We start from the raw sequence: 19307 nt of genomic DNA, 5'->3' as shown, positions 1-19307 counted from the left end.
TTGCGGTGTGCGAACGGATCGCGCGTTATGCGCGGTCCGTTCGCTTCCTGCGTGGAAACGCGCCTCCATGCGCGGCGCGATTGCGGATAGAAAGTGGCCGACCCGTCAAGGTCGGCCAAAAAGGTTCCGGCTTTATCCGAGGGCCATTGCCAGAACCCGAGACCTCGCCGGCGGGGCTGCGTTGCCGCGCCGCAAGCCGGCGGTGCGACGCAGCGGCGGCAGAAGCCGCCGGCAAGCCGCGCACGATTCCCGAAACGGGCATCGGCGCGGCGAAACACATCTGCAACATGTCAGCGCGCGCGCAACTTGTCCGCGAGCGCGCGAAATCCCGCCGCGAACACATGCTCGCTGATCGACGCCGCAACCGGCTGCAACTCGACGCCTTCGGTCGTGAAGTTCGCCCACCATTGCGCGAACGTCTTGCCCGAGTCGGTGACGGCGAAGAGCTTCACGCCCGCGACATAGTTGCGCACCGGCATCGATGTCTCGACGATCGAATACTCGAGCGCGTGACTCGGCTCGTCGAGCTTCAGCAGCTTTTCGCGGACGAAGCCGTCCTGCAGCGTCAGATACCGGATCGCGCCTACCGTGTGCGCGTCCGGGCCCGGTTCGAGCCGGCTTTCGACGATCGCCGGATGAAACGCGGCGAGGCCGTTGAAATCGCGGAAGAACGCCCAGACGCGGTCGGTCGGCGCGTCGATGACACTGCTGGCGAAGGAGGTGTGGTTCATCGTCGTTCGGTTCCTCGTAGAGGCGCGCGCACGCGCGCGGGCATCATGATGCGACGCGCCTGTCGATCTCCTTGAAACGCCGCGTCATGTCGGTCAATGCGGTTTCGGCCGGCAGGCGCTCCATCGAGCTCGCGCCGTAGAAACCGTGGCACTGCGGACACTCACGCAGGATGTACGCGGCGTCCTCGGGCGACGCGATCGGACCGCCATGGCACAGCACGATCACGTCTTCGCGCACCGATTTTGCCGCGTCGGCCCAGCGGCGCACGAGCGGCACGCAGTCGGCGAGGCGGCGCGCGGTGCTCGCGCCGATCGTGCCGCCCGTCGTCAAGCCCAGGTGCGCGACGACGATGTCGGCGCCCGCTTCGGTCATTGCGATCGCATCGGCTTCGCTGAATACGTACGGCGTCGTCAGCAGTCCCTTGCCGTGCGCGAGGCGGATCATGTCGACTTCGAGCGCGTAGCCCATCCCGGTTTCCTCGAGATTCGCGCGGAAATTGCCGTCGATGAGGCCGACGGTCGGGAAATTCTGCACCCCGGAAAATCCGAGCCGGATCAGTTCGTCGAGAAACGCGTCGAAGTTGCAGAACGGATCGGTGCCGTTCACGCCCGCGAGCACGGGCGTCGACTTGACGACGGGCAGCACCTCGCGCGCCATGTCGACGACGATCTCGTTCGCATTGCCGTACGCGAGCAGCCCCGCGAGCGAGCCGCGCCCGGCCATCCGGTAGCGGCCCGAGTTGTAGATCACGATGAGGTCGATGCCGCCCGCTTCCTCGCATTTCGCGGACAGGCCCGTTCCCGCGCCGCCACCGACGATCGGCTCGCCGCGCGCGATGGTCGCGCGCAGTTTTTCGAGGATCTCGGCGCGTGTCAGTCTCTTCATCTTCAATTCCGGTGTGCTGCGTGAAGCGATAAAAAGTGTTCGACGGCGATGTCGGCGAACCGTGGGTCGTTGATGTGCGCGGGCACGCGCACGAGGCGGCGATTGACGGTCTGGGTCACCGTCGCCTCGAGCGCGTCGAAGAGCGCCGCGTCGGCTTCCGGGCTCCAGAACGCCTGGCCCGGCGCGTCGAGCGCCGACACGCCGCCTTCGGGAATCAGGAAGCGCACGGGGCCCTCGCACGCGTTCAGCTTCGCGCCGATCCACTCGCCGATCCGGCGGTTCTCGTCCGGCGTCGTGCGCATCAGCGTGACTTGCGGGTTGTGCTTGTACAGCAGGCGGCCCGCGTAGCGGGGCGGCATCGTGTCGATGTGACCGAAGTTCACCATGTCGAGCGCGCCGCACGAGCCGACGTACGGCACGCGGCTGCGCGCGATCGCGTCGAAGCGGTCCTCGCCGCACGCGAGCACGCCGCCCATCAGCAGGTCGCAGACTTCGGTGGTGGTGAGATCGAGCACGCCGCCGAGGAGGCCGCTGTCCGCGAGCTTCTCCATCGCATGGCCGCCGTTGCCCGTCGCATGGAACACGATGCAGTCGAAGCGGGCGTCGAGCCGCGACGCGACCGCCTGGATGCACGGCGTCGTCACGCCGAACATCGTCAGCCCGAGCGCGGGCTTCAGGTCGGCGGGCAGCGGCTGCATGTCGCGCACCGCGCCCGCGATCATGTGGGCGCCGTTCGCGAGCACCTGCCGCGAGATCCGGTTGAGGCCGGCGACGTCCGTCACCGAATAGAGCATCGCGATGTCCGACGAGCCGACGTAGGCGGACACGTCGCCCGACGCCATCGTCGAGATCATCAGCTTCGGCACGCCGATCGACAGCGCCTGCATCGCCGGCGTGACAAGCGCCGTGCCGCCCGAGCCGCCGATGCCGATCAGCGCGGCGACGTCGTCGCGGCTTTTGATGTAGCGCTCGAACGCGACCGCCATCGCGGCGATCGCGCGGCCGCGGTCGCCGCAGAACACGGCGGCCGCTCCGTCCGGATGATGCGCGGCGACGGTGTCCGCGCCGATGTCGGCCGCGAGCCCCGGCGCGCGGGTCGACAGGTCGACCACGATCGCCGCGAGCCCCGCGTCGGCGATCCGGTCCTTGACGAAATGCGCTTCCGCGCCTTTTGTATCAACGGTTGCCGCAACGTAGATCTGTTTACGGTGGGGTACCATTTGGTCTCCTTCGCCAATCGTTCGTTTGTCGCCCGATGTACCGCGTTCGATTCCGCGACAACTTTAACACAGATGAGACGGCCGTCTCAGCGGCCATCCTCACAAAACACATGCCAACTACCGTATCCGCAACGGAAACGCTGTCCGAAACGCGCACGCAGACTCGCGACCTGCTGCTGCAAACCGCGCTGTCGATGCTCGAGCAAGGCTGGTTTCCGTCGATTACCGAGCTCGCGAACGCATCCGGCGTGTCGCGCGCGACCGCTTATCGCTACTTCCCGTCGCAGGCGGCGCTCGTCAGCACCGTCGTCGACGAGAGCCTCGGGCCGGTGCTGCAATGGCAGCCGACGTCGACGTCGGTCGAGGCGCGGGTCAACGAGCTGCTCGATTTCGCGTATCCGCGGATGGAGCAGCACGAAGGCGCATTGCGCGCCGCGTTGCAGGTCGCGTTGCAGCAGTGGGCGAACGAGCGTGCGCGGCGCGCGGAGGACGAGCCGAAATACCGGCGCGGCAACCGCAAGCGGCTCCTGTCGCTCGCGGTCGAGCCGCTGTTGCAGGCGGGCGTCGCGCCGGCGGCGGCCGCGCGGCTCGCGCAGTCGTTGTCGCTGCTTTACGGCACCGAGGCGATGGTCGTGCTGAAGGATTTCTGGGGGCTCGACTTCCAGCAGTTCATGGACGTCGTCAAATGGACGAGCTCCGCGCTCGTACGCGCGACGCTCGCGGAGGCGGGTGTCGCCGGGGCGGCGGGGGGCGATGTCGGTTCGGCGGGGGGCGTGGAGGCCGCGAGCGATGCGGGTGCGGAGAGCCGGGCCTCGTCGGGCGGCGCGGGGGCGGCGGGGAGCGATGCCGGTTCGACGGGCAGCGCAGATGCCGCGAGCGACAGCATCGCAGCCGCGCAGAGCAGCGTCGGACCGGCGGGCGGCGCGCATGCGGCGGGGGCCGCTGGCCCGGCCGGCAGTGCCGGTGCTGCGGGCGACGCCATTGCGTCGGGCGGCGCGGATCAGGCTCACGATGCCGGTGGCCCGAGCGTCGCGGACGGCGCGCACGAAGCGGCTGCTCCCGGCGACGACAAGCGCGATTCCTGAACGGCCCGCGCGTCAGCGCAGCAACTGCCGGACGCCCAGCGCGACGATGAGCCCGCCGCAGAACCGGTCGATCGTCTTGCGGGCGCGTCGATAGGCGGTCGCGACGTCCGCATGCGACAGCGCGAGCGCGACGAAGCCGTACCAGCCCGTCGCGACCGTGGCGACCATCGCGAGCATCGCCGCGAAGGTCGGCCAGCCGACATGCGCGGGCGCGGCCGATGCGAACACGGCCGCGTAGAGCGCGACTGACTTGGGGTTCGCGAGATTCGTCAGCAGGCCTTGCGCGAACGCGCGGCGGGCGCCGACGCGATCGCCGGCCATGCGCTGCGGCATGCCCGGCGCGGTCGCGCCTCGAACGCCGGCGCGGCCGGCATCGCGAATCAGCCGCAAACCGAACCAGATCAGGTAGGCGGCGCCCGCGAGCTTGACCGCGACCGCGAGCCACGGAAACGCGGCGAACACGATGCCGACGCCGAGGATCGCGCACGACGCCCACATCAGATTGACGAGCACGATGCCGCCCACCATCGCGAGCGCGTCGCGCCGGGTCGCCGAGACGGCCTTGTGCGCGACCGCGACGAAGTTCGGGCCCGGGATCACGACGCCCGCGAGATACACGGAAAAGACGGCAAAGACGGCGTGCGAATCGACATGCATGCGGGGCTCCTTCGAAGCGGTGGCGTTGGATCGGCCGTTCTCGGCGGCTCGGACGAGTGCGGCAAGAACGGCAAGAACGGCGAGTGCCGCAGTCGCGCGGTCGTGCAAGTCAGCCCGCCGCGCCAATCGGCGCATTGAGCCATTCGGTCAGCCCTTCGCGCGCGGTCAGCTCGGCGAACGACGGCCGCGCGCGCATCCGTTCGACGTAGCGCGCGAGATGCGGCCACGCGAACACCGTGCGCGGCATGTTGCGCGTCCAGCGCATCAGCACGATCGCGAGGAAGTCGGCGGTGCTCGGCGACGCGCCGCCGAGCAGATGGTCGCGGCCGTCGCGCAGCCGGCCGTCGATTTCGTCCATCGCCGCTTCGATCTGAAGGCGCGCATGCGCGCGGACCGCGTCGGCGCCGTCCGGATCGCCATCGGTGCCCGCGTAGAACCAGTTGCGCATCGCCGGCAGCAGCGTGTTCGCCAGATAGATCATCAGCTCGAACCACGCGGCGCGCTCAGGCGTGCCGGGCGGCGGCGCGAAGCCGCCTTCCGGATGGCGCTCGGCGAGCAGCATCAGCAGCGCGGTCGATTCGTGGCGCGGCACGCCGTCGACGACGAGCGTCGGCACGCGGCCCGTCGGATTCAGTCGCCGATAGTCGGCCGAATGCTGCATGCCTTCGTCGATATTGATGCAGCAGACGTCGAACGGCACGCGCAGCTCGAGGAGCATCCAATGGACGGCCATGCTGGCCGCGCCCGGCGAGTAGTACAGCGTGTAGGACATGGGCGGTCTCCTTGATCGGGGGGCGACATCGGGTTCGACGCCCGGCGAGCGGCCGGGGCGCTTGATGGTAGCAAGTCCGGCGATGGTGCGTTGGGGCATGCGAGCGTCGGCGGGACGCGTGCGCCGGGACCGGCGTGGCGACGGATTCGCGCGGGCATGCCGGCCGTCAATTGCGGCGCGCGAGCGTGACGCCGGCCAGCGCGACCGCGAAGCCGGCGATCTGCAGCGGCCCGAGCGTCTCGCCGAAGAGCGCGTAGCCCTGCAGCGCGGCGAGGGGCGGCGCGAGGAACAGCAGCGACGTCGCGCGCGCCGCCTCGCCCCGGCGCAGCATCGCCATCAGCAGCATCACCGCGACGCCGGACAGCATCGCGATGCCCCACGCGAGCGAGAACCACAGCGCGGGCGCGCCGTGCCAGCGGGTTTCGCCGAGCGCGAGCGCGGCGGCGCCGGCGACGAGCGCCGCGCCGAGGTTCTGCACGGCGACGGCGGTGCGCAGGTCGGTCTGCGCGAGCGAGCTTTTCTGATAGAGCGAGCCGGCCGTGATCGACGCGACGGCGGCGACCGCGATCGCGACGACGGCCCATGCGGGCGCGCCTCCCGCCGCCGCGTGGGCGGCGGCGAGCTTCGGCGCGAGCACGAGCGCGACGCCCGCGACGCCGAGCGCCATTCCGAGCCAGCCGCGCGCCGACAGCCGCTCGCCGAAGAGCGGCGCGGCGAGCGCGGCGGTCGCGAGCGGCTGAAGCGCGCCGAGGAGCGCCATCACGCCGGCGTTGAGCCCTTGCGCGACAGCCCAGTAGCTCGCGCCGAGATAGACGCCTTGCAGCAGCGCGCCGGCGAACAGATGCCGGCTCCATTCGCGCCGCGCGGGCCAACGCGCACGGACGGCGAGCGCGACGCACGCGTAGAGGAGCGCGGTGCCCGTGAAGCGCGCGAGCAGGTACAGGTTCGGATCGGCGTAGGGCTTGATCGCGCGTGCGACGATGAAGCCCGTGGACCACAGCGCGACAAACGCCGCGGCGACGAGGGAAGCGGAAGCAGGCATGCGAAGCGGACCGGACGCGGCCAACATGACGGTGAAGCCGCCGAGTATCGCGCGGCGGTGCGCCGTCGTCTTGTCGAAATCTGCACCGCCCGCGACGCGGCGCGCCGGCCGCTTCAGTCGATCGCGAACGTGTCGAGCGGCTGATTCGCGCTGGCTTCGGTCGCGAAGCGCGCGCTCAGTTGCTGATGCAGGCGGCGCGCTTCGTCGAGCGTGAGATCGATCCAGTACGGATCGCCCGCGGCGTCGTTGAGGCGCTCCGGCGGAAACTGGATTTCGAGGACGGCGCCTTTGCGATACATCGATTCACCTCTGTCGGTTGGCTTGTGGTCGAGCGGCGAGTTTAGCAATGTGCGGCGGAGCCGATTGCCGCGCGAGGCGAAATACTGAATTGCTCGTGCGTGAGAAGCGATCGTCGAAAGCGGGGCGATGGGCGCCGCATGTCCTCGGCGGCGCGCGTCGTCTGGAGCGCGTGGCCCGTCCAGCGGCTGGCGCGCGGTGCGCGCGGCCGCTTCCGTTCATGCGTGCATGAGATGACGCGAGGCGGGCGAGCGCGTCGCGCGCATTGCGCGCGCCCGATCCGATCTCGCGATGCGGTGCGCATCGCTTGCTTGTCATGGCGTGGCGTGGTGGAAATCCATGCCCTTGCGCAGTTGCCGATTGTCGGCGTGCAGCGCAACCGGGCGGCCGCGCCGCTCGCCAGGCGGTGGGCGCGCGGCGCCGCCGAAGCGCCGCGACCCGATTTCGACGTTCCCGCAACCGCACCCGATGCGCGGCATCGGGCGCCGTTCATTCCGCCGCGAAATCCAGCAGGATCTTGCAGCTTTCTCGCGGATTGCGTTCCGCGAGATCGAACGCCTGCGCGACGTCGCGGAAATCGACCTTGTGCGTGACGATGTGCTCCGGATGCACGAGCCCCGCGCCGATCCATTCGATGACCTGCGGAAACATCGCGCAATTGAGCCGCGACGCGCACAGCGTCAATTCCTTCTTCGTCAGCTCCGCCTGCACGATCGACGACGGCTCCGACGAGAAGCCGAGCACGCCGATCCGCCCGGCGGGCGCCGCGAGCCGCACCGCTTCCTCGAGGATCGACGGGTGGCACACCGCATCGAAGATCAGCGTCGGACCGCCGTCGACGCCGCGCCGCAGCAGCGCGTCCGGCAGCGTTTCCGTTGCGGCGTTGATCACCTCGTCGTCGGCCGCGCCGCACTTGCGGGCGAGTTCGAGGCGCTCGTCGAGGCGATCGGTGATGAACGCGCGGATTCCGTAGACGCGCTTGAGCACCTGCAGCAGCGTGAGGCCCACCGTGCCCGCGCCGTAGATCAGCGCGACGTCGGACGGCAGCACGCCGGTGCGCGCGGTCGCGTTCGCCGCGACCGCGAACGGCTCGACGATCGCCGCGCAGGTGTCGGCGATCTCGGGCGCAATCCGGTAGGCGTTCGCGGCGGGCACGCACACGTATTCGCTGAAGCCGCCGTCGCGATGCACGCCGAGCACGCTCAGGTGGCGGCACACGTTGCGCCGGCCGATCGCGCACGCGTGGCAGCGCCCGCAGCTGATGACCGGATCGACCGCGACGGTTTCGCCGACGCGCGATGCGTCGACGCCCGCGCCGACCGATTCGACGCGCCCGACGAATTCGTGCCCGATGATCCGCGGATACGAGACGAACGGGTTCTTGCCATGAAAGATGTGCAGATCGGATCCGCAGATGCCCGCATAGCGCACGCGCACGCGCACTTCGCCCGCGGCGGGCGCGGGCATCGGCATTTCACGCACGCCCATGCTATTGGGCCGATCGACGACGACGCTCAGCATGTCCAGATTCTCCTTCGTGTTTCGTGCATTCGGGTGATCACCCATGCGTGATCACCAATTCCACATCGAGCCGTCGCGCAAGCGGGCGACGGGCAGATACGCGCGCGCGTACGGATATTTCGCGGCGAGCGCCTCGTCGATGTCGACGCCCAGGCCCGGCACGTCGTCCATTACGAGACAGCCGTCCTCGAAGCGGTAGTTGTGCGGGAAGACCTCGTCGGTCAGCGCGGAGTGCGGCATCAGCTCCTGGATGCCGAAATTCGGCGCCCACAGGCCGAAGTTGACGGCGGCCGCCATGCACACGGGCGACAGGTCGGTCGCGCCGTGGAAGCCGGTGCGGACCTGGTGCATCGCCGCATAGTCGGCAATGCGGCGCACGTGCGTGATGCCGCCCGCGTGGACGATCGTCGCGCGGATGTAGTCGATCAGCTGGTCGCGGATCAGGTCCTTGCAGTCCCAGATCGAATTGAAGACCTCGCCGACCGCGAGCGGCGTCGTCGTATGGCTGCGGATCAGCCGGAACGCGTCCTGATTCTCGGCGGGCGTCGCGTCTTCGAGCCAGAACAATCGATACGGCTCGAGATCGCGCCCGAGGCGCGCCGCCTCGATCGGCGTGAGCCGGTGATGCGCGTCGTGCAGCAGATGCGGCGCATCGCCGACCGCGTCGCGCACCTTGCGGAACAGCTCCGGCGTGTGGCGCAGGTAGAGTGCGGTGTCCCACGGCTCCTCGGGCGGCAGGCCCTTCTCGGCGGGCTCGTACGCGCCCGCGGTCTTGCCGACGCCGTACACTTTCGAGAGCCCCGGCACGCCGGACTGCACGCGGATCGCGCGGTAGCCTTGCTCGATGTGCCGATGCACGGCGTCGATCGCCTCGTCATGATCGCGTCCGGTCGCGTGGCCGTACACCATCAGCCCGTCGCGGCTCCTGCCGCCGAGCAACTGATAGACGGGCATGCCGGCGAGCTTGCCCTTGATATCCCATAGCGCCATGTCGATCGCGGCGATCGCCGTCATTGTCACGGGCCCGCGGCGCCAGTACGCGCCGCGATACAGGTATTGCCAGATGTCCTCGATGTTGCGCGGGTCCCGGCCGACGAGGCACGGGAACACGTGGTCCTCGAGATACGCGCGCACCGCGAGCTCGCGCCCGTTGAGCGTCGCGTCGCCGAGGCCGTAGACGCCTTCGTCGGTGACGATCTTGACCGTCACGAAATTCCGGCCGGGGCAGGTGACGATGAGGTGCAGCCGTTCGATTTTCACGCGGCTTCTCCGGTGAGGGGTTCAGTCGACAAAGTAATGCGGCGCGCGGTCGCGCACCTCCGGCAGATGGGAGCTGACGCGGTCGACGTGCATCGCGACCGACGCGCCGAGCAGCGCCATGTTGCGCGACGCGATGTGCGCGAGGATCTGCTCGTGCTCGTGCAGCGCGCGGCGCGCGTGGTCCTCGACACGATCGAGCAGCAGCCAGCGCACGCGGTCGAACTGCCGCTTCATCGGCTGCAGCATTTCCCACACGTGCGGCCGGCCGGCGAATTCGAACATCCGGCCGTGCATCGTTTCGTCGAGCGCGAAGAACGTGTCGATGTCGCGCGCGGCCACTGCGTCGCGCTGCGCGTCGACGAGTCGGGCGAGCTCCGCGAGCTGCGCCGGCGTGATCTTCTGCGCGAGATCGACATGGTTCGCGCATTCGAGCGTGCTGCGCGCGAAGCGTCCTTCCTCGAGTATCGACACTGAGATCGGCGCGACGATCGTGCCGACCTTGCGGTAGATCTGCACGAGCCGCTCGTCGGCGAGCTGCGCGAGCGCTTCGCGCACCGGCGTGCGGCTCACGTCGATCGTCGCCGAGATCACCGCCTCCGACAGTGCGGTGCGCGGCGGCAGCGCGCCGCGCACGATCGCGTTGCGCAGCAGCGCGTGCACCTGCTGCGTATACGACTTGCCGGCATCGAGCACGAAGCCGTTCAGCGCCGCGACGACGGTGTCTTCCGTGGATTCCTTGTCGTTCATCAACTGGGTCTTCATCAAGGGCCGAGGCAGGGCCTCTCTCATCTGACTACCATGGTACATCTGACACGCTCGATAGCCGATATAGCGTTTACACCGATAAAAATAGAAGTGTACTCGGAATAATCTCCCGGCAATGCATTATCTACCATGGTACAAACCGCCGATTCAGTCGTCATGCCGCTTTTTTCGTCCGATCAATGCCGGAATCTGCCGGCCGACGTGTCCCGCCCCCGCTACGACAGGCGCGCGCTGCGCACGGGCATCGTCCATCTCGGCCTCGGCGCGTTTCATCGCGCGCATCAGGCGCGCTACACCGAGACGCTGCTCGACCGCGGCGATATGCGGTGGGGGATCGCCGGCGTCGAACTGCGGCGCGGGCATACGGTCGATCTGCTCGCCGCGCAGGATCATCTCTATTCGGTGACCGAGCGCGACGGCGACGCCGCGCGCACCCGGATCGTCGGCGCGGTGCATCGCGCGCTGTTCGCGCCGGAGGCGCTCGCGCCGCTGCTGAGCCTGATCGCCGATCCGGACGTGTCGATCGTCAGCCTGACCGTCACCGAGAAGGGCTATTACCGGAAGGCGGGCGGCGCGGATCTCGACGTCGACGATCCGGCGATCCGCCGCGACCTGCAGCAACCGGACGCGCCGTGGACGACGCTCGGCGTCCTGGCCGCGGGCATCCGGCTGCGTGCGTCCGGCGCGCCGCTGTCGGTTGTCTGCTGCGACAACATGCCGTCGAACGGCGACACGCTGCGCACGCTGGCGACGCAATACGCGGAGCAGTTCGACGGCGCGCTCGCGCGGCGCATCCGCGACGACGTCGCGTTTCCGAACACGATGGTCGACCGGATCGTGCCGGCCGCGACGCCCGAATCGCTCGACTGGGTCGAGGCGCGCATCGGCGTGCGCGACGAGGCGGCGATCGTCTGCGAGCCGTTCGCGCAATGGGTGTTCGAGGACCGGTTCGCGGGCGCGCGGCCGCGCTGGGAGGACGCGGGCGCGCTCGTCGCGACCGACGTGCGTCCGTACGAGAAGATGAAGCTGCGCCTGCTGAACGGCGTGCACTCCGCGATCGCCTACGTCGGCCAGTTGCGCGGGCGGCACACGGTGTCCGAGGCGATGGCCGACCCGCTGATCGACGCGTTCGTGCGCGGCCTGATGGCGCGCGACTTGCTCGCGACGGTCGACGTGCCTGCCGGCTACGACGCGCGCGCGTATTGCGCGTCGTTGATCGAGCGCTTTCGCAACCCGACGCTCGCGCATCGCACTGCGCAGATCGCGACGGACGGCACGCAGAAGGTGCCGCTGCGCTGGTTGCCGGCGCTCGCGGAGAGCGCGGTGGCGGGCGTCGAGCGGCCGTTTGTCGAGCGGGCGCTCGCCGCGTGGCTGCATTACGTCGAAGTCGCGCGCGACGAGGCGGGCGCGCCGCTCGCGCTCGACGATCCCGGCGCCGATGCGCTTGCTGATCGCCTTCGCGCGGCGCGGACGGCGGCCGATGCGGTGTGCGCGGCGCTGGATTCGCTCGCGTCGCGCGACGCGGCGCGATGGCCCGATGCGCTGACGGCGCGCGTCGGCATGCATCTGGCGACGCTGCGCGAACGCGGCACGGACGCGCTGCTGCGGCCGTTGCTCGACGCTTGATCGCGCGAGCCGGCTGCGGGATCGGGCGTTCGCATCCGCGTTCGCATTCGCCGTCGCCCGCCGCGCGGCGGACTTCGTTTTTCGTGCGACGGACTTCGCGCGCAAAGCCGAGCGGAAGACGCGCCGCCCGCCCGCCGCATCCGCCCGCGACACGCTGCCGAAGTCGGCCCGCGTTCGGCCTTCCGCCGACGCGCCGGCGGCAACGACAAATCACATGAACGCCGGCAGCATCGGCATGAAGGAGACAGGCATGAACCAGAGAACGATGGGATGGATCACGGTATTCCTGCTGTTCATCGTGTACGGCATCAATTATCTCGACCGCGTCGCGCTGTCGATCGTCGCGCCGATGGTGCAGAAGGATCTCGGGATCGACGCCGCGCAGATGGGCATCGTCTTCAGCACGTTCTTCGTCGGCTATGCGCTGTTCAACTTCATCGGCGGCCTCGCGTCGGACCGGCTCGGGCCGAAGCTCGTCTATGTGCTGGCGGTCGGCCTGTGGTCGATCTTCTGCGGGATGACGGCGATCACGATCGGCTTCGTCAGCCTGCTGATCGTGCGCCTGCTGTTCGGCATGGCGGAAGGGCCGCTCTGCTCGGCGGCGAACAAGATGGTCAACAACTGGCTGCCGCGCGAATCGGCGGCGACCGCGATGGGGCTCCTGAGCGCCGGCTCGCCGCTGGGCGGCGCGATCGCCGGGCCGATCGTCGGGATGCTCGCCGTCCAGTTCGGCTGGCGGCCGGCTTTCTGGATCGTCTGCGCGATCGGCCTCGCATGGGTGCTCGTCTGGGTTGCGACGACGTCCGATCGGCCCGCGCAACGCGCATCGACGGCTGAGCAAGCCCTGCCTGGCGGCGCCGCGCCGGCCCGCGCGGCGGCGCGGCAACCGGCCGCCGGCGCCGCCGAGACGCCGCCGCTTCGCCATTACCTGAAGCAGCCGCGCATCCTCGCGACGGGCGTCGCGTTCTTCGGCTACAACTATGTGCTGTTCTTCTTCCTGAGCTGGTTCCCGAGCTACCTCGTGCAGGCGCATCACCTGAACATCCGCGAGATGAGCATCGCGACCGTCGTGCCGTGGCTCGTCGGCACCGTCGGCCTCGCGTGCGGCGGCGTCATCTCGGATGCGATCTACAAGCTCACCGGCAACGCGATGCTGTCGCGCCGGATCGTGCTCGTGAGTTGCCTGCTCGGCGCGGGGATCTGCGTCGCGGTGGCGGGCTCGGTGCGCTCGTCGCAGAGCGCGGTCGCGCTGATGTCCGTGTCGCTCTTCTTTCTCTACGTGACGGGCGCGATCTACTGGGCGATCGTGCAGGACGTTGTCGTGCCCGCGCGGGTCGGCGCTGTCAGCGGCTGCCTGCACTGCATGGGGAGCCTGTCGGGCGTCGTCGGGCCGGCCGTCACCGGCTTCATCGTCGAACGCAGCGGCTCGTTCGTGTCCGCGTTCGTGCTCGCGGGCGCGATCGCGCTGATCGGCGCGGCGCTGGCCGCGCTGTTCCTCCGCGATCGTTCGCGCGACACCCGCATGCTGCGCGAAATCCCGATTCTGTAAGCCGGCTCGCGGCGCCGCCGGACAGGCGGGCGATCGGCGTGACGTCATTGCGCCGTACTACAATAGCCCGCCATTCGTCATTCACGATCCGACTCGCGGCCCGGCCGCGCCGCGCGCCATGCTTGCAGAACAACGTTATCGCTACATCCTGTCCGAACTCGGTCGCGCGGGCGCACTGTCGGTTGCACAGCTCGTGAACACGCTCAACGTGTCGCGCGAGACGATCCGCCGCGATCTGAACGCGCTTGCCGCGCGCGGCCTCGTGATCACGACGCACGGCGGCGCGCTCGCCGCCGACCGGCACGAGCCGAGCGCGTCCGAGCGCGATGCGTCGCACGCGGACGCGAAGCGCGCGATCGGCCGGCGCGCGGCCGAGTTGGTGCCCGATGGCGCGTCGGTGCTGCTCGACTCGGGCAGCACCGTCCATGCGGTCGCGCTCGCGCTCGTCGACCGGCATCGATTGACCGTCTATACGAACGACTGGCGGATCGCCGGCGTGCTCGGCCGCCGCAACGGCAACCGCGTGACGCTTCTCGGCGGCGAGCTGTCCGACGACGAAGACGCGACGTTCGGCCTCGATACGATCCAGCAGCTCGGGCAATACCACGTCGACTTCGCGTTCGTCGGCGCGGGCGGGATCACGCCGGACGGCACGTTGACCGATTATTCGCGCGTCGTTGCCGAAGTGCGCGGGCGGATGCTCGCGGCGGCGGCGGCGCCCGTCGTCGTCGCCGATCACTCGAAGTTCGGACGCGTGACGCCCGTGCGGATCAACGGCTCGGAGGCGGCGCGCTTCCTCGTGACCGAGCGCGCGCCGGACAAGGCGATGCGGCGGGCGTTGACGTCGCGGGGGATCGAGCTCGTCGTCTGTGGCTGAGCGGTGCGGTGTGGTGTGGGGCGGTGCGTTGTGGGCGGCGCGATGCGCTGGATGTTCTGACAGGCGGCGAACTATTTCGTGTCCCGCCCGGGCACGACGTGCGATGCGGCGTGCGCCAGACGTTCTGGGGCACGGGATTGTCGTCTGCGGCGGATCGTGGCGGCGGCGGCCGATGCGTCGCGAGCGCGCGATGCCCGTCATGTTCCGATAGGCGGGGCGCTATTTCGTGTCCCGGCGCGAGCGCGACGAGGCGATGCGGCGCGCGCCGACATTCCGGCAGATCGACGTTGTCGTCTGCGGTTGATTGCTGCGGCATGGGCCGATGCGTCGCACGCGCGCGACGAAGGTGATATTCCGTGAAGCGGCTGCCACCCCGTGCTCCGGCGCGAGCGCGACGAGGCGATGCGGCGCGCGCCGACATTCCGGCAGATCGAGGTTGTCCTGCGGCTGATCGCTGCTGCGTCGGTCGATGTGCCGCACACGCGCGGTGCACGTCATGTGCGTCGCATCGCGCTGCGCCGCACGGCGTGCCGTCGAACCCCGCCCTGTCTTGTTTCGCTTCGACCACCCGCCGTCCGCGCGCCTACCTCTCGCCACGCCCCATCCGCCGCGCCGAACCGCGTCGAAGCAAGCGCGACACGGAAACTTCATCGGAACGTCACACGCACGGCAAGCAAGCGTTGAACACTCGACGCTTCGACTTTGGAAGGCGATGAGCCGAGGAGGGCGGTGATGTCCGTCAGCGTGCGCAGCTATCTTTCCCCGACGTTGGTCCTGCTGGCCTTCGATTGGCCCGACGCGCAGCGGCGCGACGATTTTCTCGGTTTTGCGATCAAGCGTACGCCCGGCTTCTGGTCGACGGACGGCAAGACGCGCGCCGCGACGAGCTGGCTGCCGAACCGGCTGACGTTCGACGGCCCCGCGGCCGGCACGCAAGGCGATGCGCCGACCGATCAGGCGCCGATCCAGAAATTCATGTGGTGGGACGCGCGGATCGATCCGCCGGATCGCGGCCGGACGTTTCGCTACGACGTCTATCCGGTCGTCGGCACGCCCGCGTCGCTGCACGTGCTCGAAGCCGACGCGGGCGTATGCAGCGTCACGCTGCCCGCGCACGTCGAGGACGGGATCGGCACGTGGTTCAACCGCGCGGTGGTGAGCTCGCAGGCGTTCGCAAAGCAGGTTCGCGCGCTGCATCTCGCCGCGGGCGATGCGCCGCCGCCCGACGCGGCGCTGAAGCTGCGCACGTGGCTCGCGAACGATCTGCAGGAGACCTTCGGCCTGATGCTCGGCGGCGACGCGCGGCGCGCGGTGTCGGCGGTCTATCACCTGACCGATCCGCTTTGGGCGATTCCGGCATTCGACGCGTTCGGCCGCGCGCACGGCGCCGACGCGCTCGCGATCGTCTACGACGCGCACGAGACGCAGCGCGGCCGAGGCGAGCCGCCGCTGCCGTCGCCGAACCAGCCGGCCGTCGACCGATTGACGGGCATCTCGACGCTCGCGCCGCGCGACAAGACGCGGATCATGCACGATAAGTTCATCGTCGCGGGCGACGAGACGGGGCCCGCGCGCGTGCTGACCGGCTCGGCGAACTTCACGACGGAGGGCATCACCGAGCAGGCGAACGTGCTGCACACGTTCGAATCGGCTGCGCTCGCCGAGCTGTACAACGCGCGTGCGCGCGCGCTCGCGTCGAATCCGGGCGTCGCCGAGACCGCGCGGCTCGCGCCCGGCTGGTCGGAGGCGATCGAAGTCGGCTCGACGCGCGTGCGCGTGTCGTTTTCGCCGGAGCCGAGCGGCGTGCGCACGCAGATCGACACGATCGTCGACGCGATCCGCGGTGCGCAGCATTCGGTCGCGTTTTGTCTCTTCATGCCGACCGACGCCGCGCTGCGCGATGCGTGCTTTCAAGCGGGCGACCGCGGGCTGATGATGTTCGGGCTCGTCAACGGGATCAGCGCGCGCGGCGCGCAGCAGGCGGACGCGGATCGGCGCGACGGCAAGATGCTCGATGCCGCGCGTCTCGCGAACCTCGAGCTGTATCACCGCAGCCGTTCGAATCGCGACGTGATCGACGCGGCGTACTTCTCGCCCGCGACGGTGCCGGACGGCTTCGAGACGGAGCTGCGCCTCTTTCCGGGGGAAGCGCCGCCCGCTTATCCGCCCGTCGTCATTCACCACAAGTTCATCGTGATCGACGCGGAGGGCGCGAATCCGATCGTCTATAGCGGCTCGGCGAACATGAGCGGGAACTCCGAGCATTTCAACGACGAGAATCTGCTGGAGATTCGCGATGCGCGCGTCGCGGCGATCTATCTGGCGGAGTTCTTGCGGCTTTACGAGCACTATCGTGCGCGCGCGCTGGCGATCGCTTCACGCCGCGGCTCGGGTTCGAATGCGGGATCGGGGACGGGGACGGGCGTGCGCGGCAAGCTTGCGTTGCAGCCGGATTCGCGGTGGGCGAAGAAGTATTTCGTCGCGGGAAGCCCGGAGGAGAAGGCGCGGATCGCGCTTGCCGAGCCGGCGGCGACGCACGCGGAGGCCTGAGCGGACTCCGGCGCTCGTCGTGCGGCTGCGCGACGAGCGCGCGGCCCCACGCACCGTGCGCCGACGATCAGCGTGCGACGTAACGCAAGACCGTCTCGGCGATCATCGCGCGATGCCGCGTGCGCAGTCGCGGCGACGACGGATCGCGGCCGAACGCCGTGCCGAACGTATAGCGGTTCGCGACGCGATGAAAGCAGAACGAGCTGATCAGCAGATGCAGATCGAACGGATCGACATCCTCGCGGAACGTGCCGCTTTCGGCACCGTGCGCGAGCAGTTCCTCGAGCGTCTTGATGATGCTGACGTTGCGGTTCTTGAACGACTTGAGCTGCTCGAGATACTTCGCGCCGTGAATGTTCTCGATCGTCACGAGGCGCACGAAGTCGCGATGCTTGTCGTGGTAGTCGAACGTGAATTCGACGAGCCGGCGCAAGCCCTCGCGCGGCTCCAGTTCGCCGAGGTTCAGTTCGAGCTCGAGCGCGCGGATGTCGCCGTAGACTTTCTCGAGTACTGCTTCGTACAGCCCTTCCTTGCTGTCGAAGTAGTAGTAAAGCATCCGCTTCGTCGTGTTCGTGCGCTCGGCGATCGAATCGACGCGCGCGCCGGACAGCCCCATCGCGGAGAACTCCTGCGTGGCGACGTCGAGGATGTTGCGCTTCGTCTGTTCGGGATCGTATTTGCGGCGCGCCTCATCGCGCCGCGCATCGGCGTCGGGCGCGGCGGCCTTGCTTCCTTGTCTCATCTTGGCGTCATCGGGCGGCGGCATGGTCGGCGCATTCTAGCACGCACCCCAATTGGCTTCGGCCCGATTCCCGGCTCTAAAAAACGGGCTTGTCGGAACGTGTGCGGCGGCGCGCGGCGAGCGCATCCCGCGCCTCGTACGCGCTGTACGTGAGTTGTGCGGCGGCCAGCCCGGCGAGGCCGAATGTGCGCGTGAGGCCGAACCTCGCGAAGCCGTCCGGCATGGGCCGCCGTTCGGCGAGCGCCGCTGCGAGCACCTCGCCCGCGACCGTCGTCGGCGCCATTCCGTGGCCGCCGAAGCCGACCGCGTGCCAGACGCCGTCCGAGTCGCGGCCGATCTGCGGCATCTTGTGGCGCGCGTAGCTCATGAGCCCGCTCCACGCGAACTGCACGGCGACGTCGTGCAACTGCGGATAGACGCGCGCGAGGTCGTGCTTGAGCAGGCGCGCGATGGCGTCCGGCCCGCGTTCGAGCACCGAGATGCGGCCGCCCCACAGGATGCGTGAGTCGGCGAGCGGCCGGTAGTAGTCGAACGCGAAGCGGGTGTCGTAGACGGCCGACCGGCATGCGATCGCGTCGGCGAGCCGCGCGCCGAGCGGCTCGGTCGCGATCACGTAGGTCGCGATCGGCAGCACCGCACGCTCGATGCGCGGATACACGCCGCGCGCATAGCCGCCGCCCGCGAACACGACGCGCCGCGCATGCACGGCGCCGCCATCGGTCGCGACGACGAAGCCCGCGCCGTCGCGGCGGATCGTGCGCGCGGCCGAATGCTCGTGAATCCGCACGCCGCCGCGCGCGGCCGCGGCCGCGACGCCGAGCACGTACTTGAGCGGATGGAAGTGGAACGCGTTGCGCTCGAAGAGCCCGCCGTGATAGCGGTCGGTTTTCAGCCGCGTGCGCAACGCGTTCGCGTCGAGCGGCTCCCATTCGACGCCGAACGCGTCCTTCATCAGCTTGCGCGGCGCGTTCAGGCGCGCGGGATCGTCGAACCAGTTCGCGAGGATCACGCCGCCGTCGACGAGCTCGCAGTCGATGCCGTAGCGCGCGGCGCGCGCGCGGATCAGGTCGACCGCGTCGATCGTCAACCGGTAGAGCGCGCGTGCGGACTCGGGGCCGAGCATGCGCAGGAGATCCGCGTTGTCGAGGCTGTAGCCGCCGAACACGAAGCCGCCGTTGCGGCCCGACGCGCCGAAGCCGACCGTTTGCGCGTCGAGCACCGCGATGTCGCGCACGCCGCGCTCGACGAGCCCGAGCGCTGTCGACAGGCCGGCGAGGCCGCCGCCGACGATGCAGACATCGACGTCGATGCGATCGGCGAGCGCGGGGTAGGGCGTGCGCGTCGCAGTGGCTTCGTAGTAGTGCTGCATGCGGTTGTCGTGCGTGAGCGAACGAGGGTGAATGATCTGACAATCGTATCGGTTGTCTCGCGCGCGATGAAGCAGAGTCTGCCCGGATGGACGGGCGGGCGTCGCGCGTTGCCGGCAGCTTGCCGGAAGCCTTTGGGGGCGGCGGACTCCGATTCCGGGGCGTTGTTCCCTGGGCTTCGTGTTCGGGGCGTGATTTTTCGGGGCTCGACGCTCGGCCGGTTGTTTCAATCTCCGCCGACCGCCGACCGCCGACCGCCGACCGCCGACCGCCGACCGCCGACCGCCGACCGCCGACCGCCGACCGCCGACCGCCGACCGCCGACCGCCAACCGCCAACCGCCAACCGCCAACCGCCGAC

General features: G+C 69.4%; 18 protein-coding genes. 5 read left to right on the top strand and 13 right to left on the bottom strand.

Annotation, left to right across the window (positions count from 1 at the left end; translation table 11 throughout):
* Positions 1-290: 290 nt before the first annotated feature.
* Genes WS62_RS04775 through WS62_RS04765 form a run of 3 tightly spaced genes read right to left on the bottom strand, consistent with a single transcriptional unit; the run spans position 291 to position 2837 of the window.
* On the bottom strand, positions 291-731 hold the full coding sequence (locus WS62_RS04775) for an SRPBCC family protein (RefSeq protein WP_066568396.1): 441 nt from the start codon (positions 729-731) through the stop codon (positions 291-293).
* Between the two features lie 43 nt (positions 732-774).
* On the bottom strand, positions 775-1617 hold the full coding sequence (locus WS62_RS04770; protein WP_066568393.1) for a phosphoenolpyruvate hydrolase family protein: 843 nt from the start codon (positions 1615-1617) through the stop codon (positions 775-777).
* Between the two features lie 2 nt (positions 1618-1619).
* On the bottom strand, positions 1620-2837 hold the full coding sequence (locus WS62_RS04765) for a Tm-1-like ATP-binding domain-containing protein (protein WP_066568390.1): 1218 nt from the start codon (positions 2835-2837) through the stop codon (positions 1620-1622).
* Positions 2838-2947: 110 nt separating this feature from the next.
* Between WS62_RS04765 and WS62_RS04760 the strand changes: the two genes are divergently transcribed.
* Positions 2948-3922, top strand: a complete 975-nt coding sequence (locus WS62_RS04760) for a TetR/AcrR family transcriptional regulator (protein WP_066568387.1) — start codon at positions 2948-2950, stop codon at positions 3920-3922.
* 12 nt (positions 3923-3934) lie between these two features.
* On the opposite strand, the gene WS62_RS04755 is transcribed toward WS62_RS04760, so the two are convergent.
* From WS62_RS04755 to WS62_RS04725, 7 genes are all read right to left on the bottom strand, one after another.
* Positions 3935-4579, bottom strand: coding sequence for a LysE family translocator (locus WS62_RS04755; RefSeq protein ID WP_066568385.1), 645 nt, complete (start codon positions 4577-4579; stop codon positions 3935-3937).
* Between the two features lie 109 nt (positions 4580-4688).
* The gene (locus WS62_RS04750; RefSeq protein WP_066568384.1) at positions 4689-5351 is read right to left on the bottom strand and encodes a glutathione S-transferase family protein; all 663 of its coding nucleotides are present in this window, start codon (positions 5349-5351) and stop codon (positions 4689-4691) included.
* A gap of 166 nt (positions 5352-5517) precedes the next feature.
* On the bottom strand, positions 5518-6420 hold the full coding sequence (locus WS62_RS04745) for a DMT family transporter (protein WP_066568383.1): 903 nt from the start codon (positions 6418-6420) through the stop codon (positions 5518-5520).
* 86 nt (positions 6421-6506) lie between these two features.
* Positions 6507-6692 (bottom strand): hypothetical protein, encoded by a 186-nt coding sequence (locus WS62_RS04740; protein ID WP_066568381.1) that lies wholly within the window; start codon positions 6690-6692, stop codon positions 6507-6509.
* Between the two features lie 487 nt (positions 6693-7179).
* Positions 7180-8211, bottom strand: a complete 1032-nt coding sequence (locus tag WS62_RS04735; protein WP_066568379.1) for a Zn-dependent oxidoreductase — start codon at positions 8209-8211, stop codon at positions 7180-7182.
* A gap of 51 nt (positions 8212-8262) precedes the next feature.
* Positions 8263-9471, bottom strand: coding sequence for a D-mannonate dehydratase ManD (gene manD, locus WS62_RS04730; RefSeq protein ID WP_066568377.1), 1209 nt, complete (start codon positions 9469-9471; stop codon positions 8263-8265).
* A gap of 21 nt (positions 9472-9492) precedes the next feature.
* Positions 9493-10218, bottom strand: a complete 726-nt coding sequence (locus WS62_RS04725; protein ID WP_059469936.1) for a GntR family transcriptional regulator — start codon at positions 10216-10218, stop codon at positions 9493-9495.
* A gap of 174 nt (positions 10219-10392) precedes the next feature.
* On the opposite strand from WS62_RS04725, the gene WS62_RS04720 reads away from it, so the two are divergent.
* The 3 genes from WS62_RS04720 (at position 10393) to WS62_RS04710 (ending at position 14288) form a co-directional block, all read left to right on the top strand.
* Positions 10393-11862, top strand: a complete 1470-nt coding sequence (locus WS62_RS04720) for a mannitol dehydrogenase family protein (RefSeq protein ID WP_066568375.1) — start codon at positions 10393-10395, stop codon at positions 11860-11862.
* Positions 11863-12112: 250 nt separating this feature from the next.
* Positions 12113-13411, top strand: a complete 1299-nt coding sequence (locus tag WS62_RS04715) for an MFS transporter (protein WP_066568635.1) — start codon at positions 12113-12115, stop codon at positions 13409-13411.
* A 118-nt stretch (positions 13412-13529) separates the two neighbouring features.
* Positions 13530-14288, top strand: coding sequence for a DeoR/GlpR family DNA-binding transcription regulator (locus WS62_RS04710; RefSeq protein ID WP_066568373.1), 759 nt, complete (start codon positions 13530-13532; stop codon positions 14286-14288).
* A gap of 219 nt (positions 14289-14507) precedes the next feature.
* On the opposite strand, the gene WS62_RS04705 is transcribed toward WS62_RS04710, so the two are convergent.
* Positions 14508-14768, bottom strand: coding sequence for a hypothetical protein (locus tag WS62_RS04705; protein WP_156440867.1), 261 nt, complete (start codon positions 14766-14768; stop codon positions 14508-14510).
* Between the two features lie 252 nt (positions 14769-15020).
* On the opposite strand from WS62_RS04705, the gene WS62_RS04700 reads away from it, so the two are divergent.
* Positions 15021-16838, top strand: a complete 1818-nt coding sequence (locus WS62_RS04700; RefSeq protein WP_066568367.1) for a phospholipase D-like domain-containing protein — start codon at positions 15021-15023, stop codon at positions 16836-16838.
* A gap of 67 nt (positions 16839-16905) precedes the next feature.
* On the opposite strand, the gene WS62_RS04695 is transcribed toward WS62_RS04700, so the two are convergent.
* Complete coding sequence (locus WS62_RS04695; protein ID WP_066492635.1) at positions 16906-17604, bottom strand: TetR/AcrR family transcriptional regulator; 699 nt, start codon at positions 17602-17604, stop codon at positions 16906-16908.
* 52 nt (positions 17605-17656) lie between these two features.
* A complete protein-coding gene (locus WS62_RS04690; protein WP_066568365.1) occupies positions 17657-18949 on the bottom strand; it encodes an NAD(P)/FAD-dependent oxidoreductase in 1293 nt (430 codons plus the stop codon).
* Positions 18950-19307 lie beyond the last annotated feature (358 nt).

The sequence above is a fragment of the Burkholderia sp. ABCPW 14 genome, assembly GCF_001523835.1.
Classification (GTDB): domain Bacteria; phylum Pseudomonadota; class Gammaproteobacteria; order Burkholderiales; family Burkholderiaceae; genus Burkholderia; species Burkholderia mayonis.
Note: the sequence above shows the minus strand (reverse complement) of the source record. Positions and strands in the feature narration are given on the sequence as shown.